The sequence below is a fragment of the Clostridium sp. USBA 49 genome (assembly GCF_900167505.1).
Classification (GTDB): Bacteria; Bacillota; Clostridia; order Clostridiales; family Clostridiaceae; genus Clostridium_AT; species Clostridium_AT prolinivorans.
This window is the reverse complement of the sequence record NZ_FUYD01000002.1, coordinates 39,078-51,930: the sequence shown is the minus strand read 5'-3', so window position 1 is coordinate 51,930 and position 12,853 is coordinate 39,078. Positions and strand designations below refer to the sequence as shown.

The window sequence follows — 12,853 nt, the reverse complement described above, 5'->3', positions numbered from 1 at the left end:
ATGGTGTGAGACTTCTAAAGCTATATTTTGAACCCGCCTTAGAGTTCTGCAATATATAAAAATTGCAGCGGATTCTACCGTTATAGAATTTAAGTTGGATGTTTTTACATCAATTAGGGTGGTACCGCCGATACAGCCTCGGTCCCTTTTGGGATTGAAGGCTTTTATTTTTAAAAATTTAGGAAGGAGAATATAACTATGGCTAAAGAAAATGGAAAAAAGTTAGTTGAAGCAATAACTTCTATGGATGAAGATTTTGCTAAATGGTATACAGATGTAGTAAAAAAAGCAGAACTTGTAGATTATGCAAGTGTCAGAGGATGTATGGTTATACGTCCTTATGGTTATGCTATATGGGAAAATATACAAAAAACTTTGGATTCTATGTTTAAAGAAACTGGCCATGAAAATGTATATATGCCAATGTTTATCCCAGAATCGCTTCTTCAAAAAGAAGCTGATCATGTAGAAGGTTTTGCTCCTGAAGTTGCTTGGGTAACACATGGAGGAAATCAAGAGTTAACAGAAAGGCTTTGTGTTCGTCCAACTTCTGAAACATTATTTTGTGATCATTATTCAAAAATAATAGAATCTTACAAAGACTTGCCAAAATTATATAATCAATGGTGTTCAGTTGTAAGATGGGAAAAAACTACAAGACCATTTCTTCGTACATTAGAATTTTTATGGCAAGAAGGTCATACTGCTCATGCTACAGCAGAAGAAGCTCAAGAAGAAACTATTAAAATGTTAAATATTTATGCCAAATTTTGTGAAGAATATTTAGCTATACCTGTAATTAAAGGACAAAAGACTGATAAAGAAAAATTTGCTGGTGCAGAAGCTACTTATACTATAGAAAGTTTAATGCATGATGGTAAGGCTCTTCAATGTGGTACATCACACAATTTTGGTAATGGTTTTGCAAAAGCTTTTAATATTCAATACACTGATAAAAATGGAAAACTTCAATATGTTCATCAAACTTCTTGGGGAATAACCACGCGACTTATAGGTGCTATTATAATGGTTCATGGAGATGATAGCGGTCTTGTTTTACCTCCAAAGATTGCTCCAACTCAAATAATAATAGTTCCTATAGCTATGCACAAACCTGGTGTTTTAGATAAAGCTAACGAACTTAAAAACAGACTTTCTAAAATTGCAAGAGTTAAAATGGATGATAGTGATAAAATGCCTGGCTGGAAATTTAGTGAATATGAAATGAAAGGAATTCCTCTTCGTATTGAAATTGGTCCAAAGGATATAGAAAATAATCAAGTAGTTTTAGTAAGAAGAGATAATAGAGAAAAAATAATTATTTCTCTTGACGAATTAGAAACTAAAATTCCTGTAGTACTTGAAGATATTCAAAAATCCCTTTTTGAAAAAGCAAAAGAATCTCAAAAATCAAAAACAAATACAGCTACTAATTTAGAAGAGTTTAAAAATATTTTAGATAAAAATTCAGGATTTATTAAAGCTATGTGGTGCGGAGATAGAGCTTGTGAAGATAAAATTAAAGAGGAAACTTCTGCTACTTCAAGATGCATTCCTTTTGAGCAGGAACATATAGATGATACATGTGTATGTTGTAAAAAGCCTGCTAAAAAATTGGTTTATTGGGGAAAGGCATATTAATTTAAATTAATATATGTTAAAAAATACATAAATGCTTTAAATAAATTAAATAAGTTAAAACCATGCATAAAAATCTTTTTTGTGCATGGTTTTAACTTATAAATCTAATTGAAGATCCATATTTTTAGAAAGTTCTTCAACAGCATTTAGCCTAAATTCAATTCTATCTTTATTTACTAAAGGTTGTTCTATCCATTTTTATATAATTGCATAAATATTTATTTTTATTAAAATACATAATTTAATCTTCTATAACTTTGTTATTTTCTTTTTCACACATAATAAATTTATCCCAATTAATATATATTTGAAAAAGACTTACCACATCTTGCTGATTATAAAGTAATATTTTTTCCTTCTTTTTTTCAGGCATTCTATTTATATAATCTTTATCTTTTATAATTTTATTAAAAGTTTTAGCTAAATTAGCTCCGCTTATAAGTTCACTAGATCTTATTATTTCAAAATTTTTTTCAAGTGTTTTAAGACCTATTGAAGTTTTTTTAGCTTTTTCATACTCCTTTTGTAAATCTATACTTATAAAATAATCTTCCACTTTAAAATTAAATTTATATTTTTGAAATAAATAATTTATAACAGTAAAATCATTATTTCCAGAAAATGTAACAATATATTTTTTATTATAGTTTTTAATCATATTATTAAAATAATTTTTAGCTAAAATTAATATATCATAAGAATCATTGTTGTTTTCTATCATATATTGTGTTACATTTAATGTTTTTCCATTTTCATCATAATAAGAGCAGCCAAAAACTCCAATACATATAGGTTTTTTATACACATAATGTTCTAAATCAAAAAATAAAGCATCTTTATATAAATCTTTCTTATTATTAAAGTTTAATGAAAATTCACAATCAAATTTATCAATATATATTTTATTTTCTCTAGTAATCACCAATAACCACTCTTTTCTAAAACTGAATTAAATCTGGAGTTAATTTATAAATCATATCTTTCCTTTCTACTACAATTATAGCTTTTTTACTAATTTCCTCGTGTTCTTTTACCTTTTTAACAAGTTCTTTTGTAGGATTTACACAAATTGGAAACCCTACAAGCTCAAACATAGAAAAATCCCCTGCTGTATCTCCATAAGCATAGCTTTTTTCAAGGTCTATATTATATTTGTCCATAAACTCCATTATAGCTTTTTTCTTACTTCTACTATCCCACATAGGTACAACTTCACCTGTATACATATTATTTTCGTCAAGCTTATATAAAGCTCCTTTATAATCATCAAAACCATATTTAAGTGCCATCTCTTTTACAAGTTCTATAGGACTTCCTGATATAGTTATAAGCATATGTCCTTGCTCTTTATGCCACTTAATTCTATCTCTAGTAAAAGTATATACTCTATCTCCTTTTTGCTTTACTACATTTTTAGCTATAAATTCTACCTGAGATTTATGAAGACCTTTTATTGCTTCAATGTATATATCTGCCATTTTTAATAGATAATTATCATAATTACCTTGTCTTTTATCATATTTTTGATATTCTGGTCTTACTTCATTATACCATCTTTTTTCCTCTATTATTTCATATTTTACTAGTTTTTTAAATATTTCCGCAATAAGCCCTTCCCTATATAAGGTACCATCAATATCAAAAAATGCTCCAATATTTTTATTCATATTAATCCTCCATTATACCCTTTATTAATATAATATTATAAAAGTTAATATAATGCTATTATTTTTATACAATAAGTATACCCAATTTATATATAAAATAAAAAAGTAGACAGTAAAGTCTACTTTCTAAAATGCAGGAATAACACTGCCTTTATATTTATCTTCTATAAATTTTTTAACTTCTGGTGAAGTAAGAGCTTTAGATAAAGCTTGAATATATGGCTTGTCTTTATCTTCTTTTCTTACTGCAAGTATATTATTATATGGATTATCCTTTGTAGATTCTATTATATGCTTTCCTTCAGAATTTACAATAGAATCAGTATTTGGAGTTAATCCTGAGGACATTGCATAGTTAGAATTAATAACAGCGGCATCAAAGTCAACAAGACTTCTTGGAATTTGTGCTGCATCAACTTCTTTTATTTGAATATTTTTAGTATTTGAAGCTTTATCTATATCAAGCTTTGTAACTAATTCTCCTTCTTTAAGTTTAAATAATCCTTGTGATTCAAGAAGTCTTAAAGCTCTAGCTTCATTTGTTGAGTCATTAGGAACAGCTATAACAGCTCCATCTTTTAATTCATCTAAACTTTTTATTTTCTTTGAATACAAAGCTATTGGTTCTAAATGTACTTTAACTGTATATGTTAAATCTAAATTTTTCTCTTTAATCATATTGTTTAGATAAGGTTCATGTTGGAAATAGTTTGCATCTAGTTCTCCATCAGCAAGAGCAGTATTTGGAAGAACATAATCTGTATATTCTATTATTTCAAGCTTATATCCTTGTTTTTCTAATAATGGTTTAACAGCACCTTCTAATATTTCTTTATGAGGTACTGCAGTTGCACCAACTTTTATTACTTTTTTATCTTCTACTTTAGTTTCTTTAGATGTATCCTTTTGCGTAGAACATCCTGATAATCCAGATATTAATAGTGCTGATAAAATAATACTTAATATTTTTTTCATATAAAAACCTCCTAATTTTATTAATTTATTTTTATTTAGATAATTTTTTATAAGCATAATTGCCTAAGCTTTGAAATACTTGTACAACTATTATAAGTATAATAATTGTATAAATCATTATATCGGTTTTAAACCTTAAATATCCATATTTATATGCTATATCTCCAAGGCCACCTGCTCCAATAGTTCCAGCCATGGCAGAATAACCAATAACACTTATAACTGTTAAAGTTATTCCTAAAATTATAGATGGGAGTGCTTCTTTTAACATTACTTTAAATATTATTTGAAAATTATTTGCTCCAATAGATTTTGCAGCTTCAATTATTCCTGGATCTACTTCTTTTAAAGCAGATTCTATAACCCTTGCTGCAAAAGGCGCCGCACCTATAGTTAATGGTACAATTGCTGCATTTATTCCTATAGATGTTCCAACTAAAAATCTTGTTAATGGAATTACAGCTATCATAAGTATAACAAATGGAAAAGATCTTAATAAATTTATTATTAAATCTAATATTTTATATACAGCTTTATTAGGACTTAATCCTTTATCATCAGTAATAACTAATATTATAGCTGGTATAAATCCTATAATTACAGCAAGCAAAGTTGATATAATTACCATATAGAGTGTTTCACCAAGACCTCTTAAAAGTATTTCTAAAATTAATTCTTTAATTGTCATTTTTTATGACCTCCCAGCTGATTTCATGTTTTTTTAAATATTCGAATATTCTATCTTCGTATTTATCATCTGTATTTATAACAAGACTTCCTAATACATCTTCTTTAAATTTTTCAAGTTTGCCCCAAACTATAGAAAAATCGATATTTAGTTCTCTTGCCATGGAGGTTATAATAGTTCTTTCACTTAATTCTTTTGGGAAAAATATTTTTATATTTGATCCTTTTTTAGGCAATACTTCTTCTTCTCCCATTAAGTCCTTTAATTCATCACTAGGTTTTAAAAACAGTTCATCTACTTTTCCTATTGCCTTAATTTCGCCTCCTTCCATAAGTGCTACCCTATCACAAACTTCTTTTACAACTTCCATTTGATGTGTTACTATAACAATAGTTATATTAAGTTTTTTATTTATATCTTTTAAAAGCTGTAATATAGATTTAGTAGTTTTAGGATCTAAAGCAGATGTAGCTTCATCACACAAAAGTATTTTAGGCTCTAAAGAAAGAGCTCTTGCAATAGCAACTCTTTGCTTTTGTCCTCCACTTAATTCTCTAGGATAGCTTTCCATTTTATCATAAAGCCCAACCAAATTGAGTAGATTTTTTACTTTTTCTTCTATTTCATTTTTTTCTACTCCCCAAATTTTAAGCGGAAGTGCAACATTATCATAAACATTAGATCTATTTAAAAGATTAAAATTTTGGAATATCATTCCAAGCTCTTTTCTATGTTCTCTAAGTTTTGATGAAGTTAAGTTTTTTACTTCTTTCCCCATAACAGTAATACTTCCTTCATCATAACTTTCAAGACCATTTAAACATCTTAAAAGAGTTGATTTTCCTGCACCGCTATGTCCTACTATTCCGAATATTTCTCCTTGATTAACGCTCAAACTTATTGATTTTAAAACTTTTGTATTTGCAAAACTTTTAGAAACTTTATATACATTTATCATCCATTTTCCTCCATTTCATATGTACTAACTTTTTAAAATTAAAATAAAAAAACCCGAGGGAACCTCGGGTCAGCATTATATCCCTTATTTCCTCATCTTTCAGTATTGCAAAAGCAATACTGCAGGAATTGGCACCATTGTATTAAAATACCGGTTGCCGGGCTTCATAGGGCCAGTCCCTCCACCTCTCTTGATAAGATTAATAAATTCTATTTACTTGTTTTAACATATAAAATAGGACCTTATCTTTGCATTGATTTAATTATAATAACATTTATTGTATATGTCAATATTAAAACTACAATAAATTATAATTTTTTACTTTCTCTATCTGCTAAAAATCTGCTAAAAAATTTATTTAAAATCTTATTTAACAAATTATAAAAGCAGATAATAATGCAGTTTTACCAGTAATATTTATATATACAGGTTTAATTAAAAAATAAAAAACTATTTGAAAATTTTTTCTAATTGTCAGCTTTTTCTCTATCTATAAGAATTTTTTCTAACTCTTTTACTTTTTCTTTATCCATAGGTTCTACATTTTCTAATCTATACTTAATGCCTAATTTTTTATATTTTTCTACTCCTAATGTATGGTAAGGCAATAATTCTATCTTTTCAACATTATTAATAGATTTTATTATTTCTTTTAATTTTTCTATATGTTCTTCTGAGTCAGTTATCCCAGGAACCACTACATGTCTAACCCATACTTTTACATTAGTTTTATTAAGTGATTCTAAAAATTTATCAAATCCAGATTTACTACTACCTGTAAGTTTTCTATAACCATTATCATCTATATGTTTTATATCTAATAATACTAAATCTGTATATTTTAATATTTCATCATATTCACCAAACCCATATCCTGCAGTATCTATCGCTGTATTAATACCTTGTTCTTTACATAATTTTAGCATTTCAAGTAAAAACTCTGGTTGAAGCAGGGGCTCACCTCCAGAAAAGGTAACACCACCTCCAGAACGTTCAAAATATGGCCTATATCTCATAATTTTCTTTAAAAGTTCTTCAGATGTTATTTCAGTTCCACCATCTAAATTCCAAGTGTCTGGATTATGACAATAAGCACATCTTAATTTGCATCCTTGTAAAAATACAACTGTTCTAACTCCAGGTCCATCTACCAAACCCATACTTTCTATTGAATGTACCTTTCCTTTTAGCATAAAATCCCCTCCTTTGTATAAATCTAAAATAAACCAATCTAATTAATTTTTCAAGTAAAAAAATATTTAATATATTAATCTTAAAGCTCCTCTAAACCTAAGGTTTAGAGGAGCACTGCAATTACATTTTTTCATGAAATGTTCTTTTTATTACTTCCTTTTGTTGTGCTTTAGTTAATCTATTAAAATTAACAGCATATCCAGATACTCTTATTGTTAATGTTGGATATTTTTCTGGATGTTCCATAGCATCCATTAATGTTTCTCTATTTAGTACATTTACATTTAAATGATGAGCATCTTGAGCAAAATATCCATCAAGTAATGCTACAAGATTATTTATTCTAGAATCATTGTCTTTTCCTAATGCATCTGGAAGTATAGAAAATGTATTGGATACCCCATCTTGACAAGATTCATATGGAATTTTTGCAACTGAATTAAGTGAAGCAAGGGCACCTTCTATATCTCTACCATGCATTGGATTAGCTCCAGGTGCAAATGGTTCTCCTGCTTTTCTTCCATCAGGTGTTGCTCCAGTTTTCTTACCATAAACAACATTTGAAGTTATAGTTAATATAGATAATGTATGCTCAGCATCTCTATAAGTTGGATATTTTTTTAATTCATTTGAAAATTTTTCAACTAATTCTACAGCTATTTTATCAGCTCTATCATCGTCATTTCCATATTTAGGGAAATCGCCTTCAATTTCAAAATCAACAGTTATTCCATTTTCTCTTATTGGTCTAACTTTTGCATATTTTATAGCACTTAATGAATCTACAGCAACTGAAAGTCCAGCTATACCAAAAGCCATAAGTCTTTCTACCTTTGTATCATGTAATGCCATTTGTGCTGCTTCATAGGCATATTTATCATGCATAAAATGAATTACATTCATTGTATTTACATATAATTCACTTACATATTCAAGAACTTTATTATAATTTTCTAATACTTTATTGTAGTCTAACACTTCATCAGTTATTGGTTCAAGTCCTGGAACAATTTTCAATCCTAGCTTTTCATCAACTCCGCCATTTATTGCAAGAAGTAATGACTTAGCTAAATTGCATCTAGCTCCAAAAAACTGCATTTGCTTTCCAACTTTCATAGCTGATACACAACAAGCTATAGCATAATCATCACCATATATTGGTCTCATAACATCATCATTTTCATATTGAATTGAATCAGTAGCTATTGACATCTCAGCACAGAATTTTTTAAAGTTTTCAGGTAAATTTTGTGACCAAAGTACTGTCATATTTGGTTCTGGTGCTGTTCCAAGGTTTATTAAAGTGTGTAAATATCTATAAGAAGTTTTTGTAACAAGAGGTCTTCCATCAATACCTACACCGCCTATAGATTCAGTAACCCAAGTTGGATCCCCAGCAAATAATTCATTGTATTCAGGTGTTCTTAAATGTCTAGCAATTCTTAACTTAATTATAAATTGATCTACTATTTCCTGTGCTTCTTCTTCTGTTATTATTCCGTTTTGTAAATCTCTTTCTATATATATATCTAAGAATGTACTTGTTCTTCCAAGAGACATTGCAGCACCGTTATTTTCTTTTATAGCTGCTAAATATCCAAAATAAAGCCATTGAGCTGCTTCTTTTGCATTTTTAGCTGGCTCTGATATATCAAAGCCATAAGAAGCTGCCATATTCTTAATTTTCTCTAATGCTCTTATTTGTTCAGTAACTTCTTCTCTTAATCTTATTAATTCATCAAGCATTGTTCCTTTAAGATTCTTAAGATCTTTTTTCTTTTCTTCTATTAATCTATCTATTCCATAAAGTGTAATTCTTCTATAATCTCCTATTATTCTTCCTCTTCCATAAGCATCTGGAAGTCCAGTTAAAATTGATGCTTTTCTTGCAGCTCTCATTTCTTCTGTATAAGCGTCGAAAACACCTTGATTGTGAGTTTTCCTATATTTTGTAAAAATTTCATGCATCTTTTCATCTACTTTATATCCATAAGAATTTAAAGCACCTTCAGCCATTCTTATTCCGCCCCATGGATTTGTTATCCTTTTTAATGGTGCATCTGTTTGAAGACCTACTATAACTTCATTATCTTTATCTATATATCCAGGTTCATAGGCATCTATCCCTGATATAGTTTTTGTATCTACATCTAATATTCCTTTTTTAATTTCCTCTAATATTAACTTGCTGCATTTATCCCAAACTTTTTTAGTTTTATCTGTTGGTCCAACTAAAAAGCTTTTATCTCCTTCATAAACTGTATAATTTTTTTGAATGAAATCTCTTACATCTATTTCATTCATCCAATTGCCTTCTTTAAACCCTTCCCATTGCTTAAACATATTGCTTCACTCCTTATATCGTTTCTTTGTGATACTATTATACATCTTTTTTTAATCTGTATCAATAGTTTTTTTGTTATTTTATCTAGTTTTTTAAAATATTATATAACAGTTTTAATATCTGTTATATTTTATATCCCCTTTCTGTAATAATATAACTATATCATTTTTTTATAAAATTTAAAAGTAAAATAAATTTAAAAGTAAAATAAATTTATATCTTTATTTATATATGTTTTGAAATTTTAAATTTAAATATTAATAATTTTAAAATAAATTATTGACATATATATTATAAAATGCTATTCTTTAGTTGAGAATAATTTTCATTAAGAGAGGGTGATATCAATGAGCATTTATGATTTAAAACCTGGTCAAATAGGATATATAAGTAATATTTCTGGAAATGATAAACTTGCTAAAAGACTTCTCGCTCTTGGAGCAATCGAAGGTACAGAAATAAAAGTAAAAAAAGCTGCTCCTCTTGGCGATCCAATAATTATAAATTTTAGGGGATTTGATTTAGCTATTAGAAAAAAAGATGCAAAAAATATAAAAATAAAAAATATAAAAATGTAATTTAAATATTTTTAATAATTAAAAGGAGTGGTTGTTATGATTACTGCAGCTTTGCTTGGAAACCCTAATGTAGGTAAAACTACTCTATTTAACTTACTTACTGGTTCTAATCAACATGTTGGTAATTGGCCTGGAGTTACAGTTGAAAAAAAAGAAGGTTATTTAGATAAAAATATTAAAATAGTAGACTTGCCTGGAATTTATGCTATGGATACTTATTCAAATGAAGAAAAAGTTGCAAAAGATTTTTTAAAAAATGGAAATGTAGATTTAATAATTAATATAGTAGATGCTTCAAATTTAAATAGAAATTTATATTTAACAATGCAATTAAAAGAATTTAATAAACCAATTGTATTAGTTTTAAATATGATAGATTCTGCTAAAGCAAAAGGAATTAAAATAGATTATTCTAAACTTTCAAAACAATTAGGAGTCACCGTTATTCCTATTATAGCTTCAAAAGGTAAAGGGATAAATGAACTTAAAGCCTTGCTTAAAAGTTCTGATTTTTTTAACGTTCCTATTGAGAATAATTATCATTTTAATAATGAAAAAGAAACTTATGAATATATAGATACCATTCTCTCTAATTCCATTACTTATACAAAAAAAACTATAAAAACAAAAACAGAAAAAATTGATGAAATTGTAATAAATAAAATTTTAGCCTACCCTATTTTTATAATAATCTTATTTTTTATTTTTCAATTTACTTTTAGTTGGGTAGGGCAACCTCTTGCTGATTTATTAGATAAATTATTAAATGATTATTTAGTACCTCAATTAGAAATTTTATTAAATAACAGTAGTCCATGGTTTAAATCTTTACTTATTGATGGTGTAATAGGAGGAGTTGGCTCTGTTATAGTTTTTCTACCTGTAATATTGGCATTGTTTTTATGCATATCCTTTTTAGAAGATAGCGGATATATGGCAAGAGTTGCTTTCATTATGGATAAAATAATAAAAAAAATGGGATTATCAGGTAAAGCTTTTATTCCTCTTATTATAGGATTTGGATGTTCCGTTCCAGGAGTTATGTCTGCAAGAACTTTAGAGAGTGAAAAAGATAGAAAACTTACAGCACTTATAGTTCCATTAATGTCTTGCAATGCAAGGCTTCCTGTTTATTTAGTTTTTGCTAATATATTTTTTAAAGGTCATGAAGCATTAGTAATAGGTTCTTTATATGCTCTTGGAATAATTATAGCTTTTATAATAGGCATAATATTTAAAAATACAATATTTAAAAAAGATGATGAACCTTTCATAATAGAACTTCCAGAATATAAGATGCCAGAAATAAAAAGTTTATTAATTCATACTTGGGAAAAAGGAAAAGGATTTTTAAAAAAAGCTGGAACTATAATATTCTCAATATCTGTAATTGTTTGGTTATTATCTAATTTTAATTTTAAAGGTATGACTGATATGGACACTAGCTTTATGGCCTACATAGGAAGACTTATAAGTCCAATATTTAAACCTTTAGGGTTTGCTTCTTGGCAAAATTCTGTATCTTTATTAGCTGGGATTATGGCTAAAGAAGTAGTTATAGGTACAATGGGGGTTATTTACGGTGGAGATTTATCACAAATGCTTCCTATTGTTTTTACTAAAATTTCAGCTTTTAGTTTTCTAGTGTTTGTATTACTATATACTCCTTGTATTTCTTTAATTGCTACAATGAAAAAAGAATATGGAACAAAAATGGCTTTGTTCTCAGTAACTTATCAATTTATTTTAGCTTGGATAGTATCATTTTTAGTATTTAATCTAGGTAATTTTTTAATTAAATTCTTATAAAGGAGTTAATGTATAATGGAAATAATTATAACAATTTTACTTTTAGCCCTAGCTATATTTATATTTTATAAAAATTTTAAAAAAAGCACTAAAGGAGAATGCAATTGTGGGAGTTGTTCATCAAGCTGCCCTATGTATAATAAAGAAAAAAATAAAAAGTAGGATTAAATCCTGCTTTTTATTAATAACTAATGTTAGCCATACTATTTAGCCATACTATTTAATTCAAAACTATCTGTATTACCTTTTAAAATAGCATTTATTATTTTTGATGCTGCCTTTTTAGATATTTTATCTATTTCAAAAGATATATCTATTTCATTTTTCTTTATTAAACTTTTTAAAAATCTCATCTGCTTTTCTGTAATACAATCTTCCCTAATCAAATTTTTACTATTTTCAACTTTATACACAAGATTAAAAATTTTAGGTAAATTTAAAACATCTTCATAATTATGAAGCATTATCAAATCTTTTAAATTATCATTTTTACTTTCTAGATATTTATAATATAAATCTACGCTCATACTTCCATCAATTTTATCTTCCCTATTAATTCCTAAAAATTTTTCAACAGTTTTTAAGTTACATCTTTCTAATCCCAGTTGTTTATAATAAGGTCTAATTAATCTATATAAATCTATATGTTCTTTAGGAATATCGAAATAAATATTATTCTTTTCCATTCTTTTTATTATAAATGGTTCGTCAAAAGCTAATCCATTATAAGAACACCATTTTTCAAATAATGCTAAATCATTTTTAAGAGCACATAATATTTCTACTTCATCAGTAAGTTCTTCTGCATAATATTGTTTTATATAAAACTCTCCATACTCATTAAAATATCCTAAAGATATAAGAATAATATAATCTTTATCTTTATCAAAACCCGTAGTTTCTATATCAAAATACGCTATATTATGCATATCATATTTATTAATTATAGATTTTTCTATTTTTATTTCATTTGTATATTCTTTTATAAACATTGCTTCC

Annotated in this window: 12 protein-coding genes, 1 riboswitch and 1 other annotated feature (1 of these 14 running past the window's edge); of the genes, 4 read left to right on the top strand and 8 right to left on the bottom strand. The window is 27.1% G+C overall.

Going from position 1 to position 12,853, the window contains the following annotated elements:
- Positions 1-150, top strand: a binding site (T-box leader); it begins 56 nt to the left of the window's first position.
- A gap of 48 nt (positions 151-198) precedes the next feature.
- A complete protein-coding gene (gene proS, locus B5D11_RS02110; protein WP_078681402.1) occupies positions 199-1,641 on the top strand; it encodes a proline--tRNA ligase in 1,443 nt (480 codons plus the stop codon).
- Between the two features lie 241 nt (positions 1,642-1,882).
- Here the strand turns inward: proS and B5D11_RS02105 are convergent, their stop codons facing one another.
- The 7 genes from B5D11_RS02105 to pflB all read right to left on the bottom strand — a co-directional run bounded on the left by B5D11_RS02105 (position 1,883) and on the right by pflB (position 9,466).
- A complete protein-coding gene (locus B5D11_RS02105) occupies positions 1,883-2,563 on the bottom strand; it encodes a ribonuclease H-like domain-containing protein (RefSeq protein ID WP_078681401.1) in 681 nt (226 codons plus the stop codon).
- A gap of 16 nt (positions 2,564-2,579) precedes the next feature.
- A complete protein-coding gene (locus tag B5D11_RS02100) occupies positions 2,580-3,308 on the bottom strand; it encodes an HAD-IB family hydrolase (RefSeq protein ID WP_078681400.1) in 729 nt (242 codons plus the stop codon).
- A 126-nt stretch (positions 3,309-3,434) separates the two neighbouring features.
- A complete protein-coding gene (locus B5D11_RS02095) occupies positions 3,435-4,283 on the bottom strand; it encodes a MetQ/NlpA family ABC transporter substrate-binding protein (RefSeq protein WP_078681399.1) in 849 nt (282 codons plus the stop codon).
- Between the two features lie 31 nt (positions 4,284-4,314).
- A complete protein-coding gene (locus B5D11_RS02090) occupies positions 4,315-4,971 on the bottom strand; it encodes a methionine ABC transporter permease (protein WP_078681398.1) in 657 nt (218 codons plus the stop codon).
- Positions 4,961-5,929 (bottom strand): methionine ABC transporter ATP-binding protein, encoded by a 969-nt coding sequence (locus B5D11_RS02085; RefSeq protein WP_078681397.1) that lies wholly within the window; start codon positions 5,927-5,929, stop codon positions 4,961-4,963. Before B5D11_RS02085 ends, B5D11_RS02090 begins: the two co-directional genes overlap by 11 nt.
- A gap of 89 nt (positions 5,930-6,018) precedes the next feature.
- Positions 6,019-6,129: riboswitch (SAM riboswitch) on the bottom strand.
- A gap of 267 nt (positions 6,130-6,396) precedes the next feature.
- Entirely contained in the window at positions 6,397-7,122 is a 726-nt protein-coding gene (pflA, locus tag B5D11_RS02080; RefSeq protein ID WP_078681396.1) for a pyruvate formate-lyase-activating protein, read from the bottom strand.
- 121 nt (positions 7,123-7,243) lie between these two features.
- Entirely contained in the window at positions 7,244-9,466 is a 2,223-nt protein-coding gene (gene pflB / locus B5D11_RS02075) for a formate C-acetyltransferase (RefSeq protein WP_078681395.1), read from the bottom strand.
- Between the two features lie 348 nt (positions 9,467-9,814).
- Between pflB and B5D11_RS02070 the strand changes: the two genes are divergently transcribed.
- The 3 genes from B5D11_RS02070 to B5D11_RS02060 are packed head-to-tail and all read left to right on the top strand — an operon-like array spanning position 9,815 to position 12,016.
- Positions 9,815-10,045, top strand: coding sequence for a FeoA family protein (locus B5D11_RS02070; RefSeq protein ID WP_078681394.1), 231 nt, complete (start codon positions 9,815-9,817; stop codon positions 10,043-10,045).
- Positions 10,046-10,081: 36 nt separating this feature from the next.
- Positions 10,082-11,854 carry a ferrous iron transport protein B gene (feoB, locus tag B5D11_RS02065; RefSeq protein WP_078681393.1) on the top strand — a complete coding sequence of 591 codons (1,773 nt, stop codon included), beginning with the start codon at positions 10,082-10,084 and terminating at the stop codon, positions 11,852-11,854.
- A gap of 15 nt (positions 11,855-11,869) precedes the next feature.
- Positions 11,870-12,016 carry a FeoB-associated Cys-rich membrane protein gene (locus B5D11_RS02060; protein ID WP_078681392.1) on the top strand — a complete coding sequence of 49 codons (147 nt, stop codon included), beginning with the start codon at positions 11,870-11,872 and terminating at the stop codon, positions 12,014-12,016.
- A 41-nt stretch (positions 12,017-12,057) separates the two neighbouring features.
- Here B5D11_RS02060 and B5D11_RS02055 read toward each other — a convergent pair whose 3' ends face one another.
- Complete coding sequence (locus B5D11_RS02055) at positions 12,058-12,846, bottom strand: ribonuclease H-like domain-containing protein (protein ID WP_078681391.1); 789 nt, start codon at positions 12,844-12,846, stop codon at positions 12,058-12,060.
- Positions 12,847-12,853: the final 7 nt, after the last annotated feature.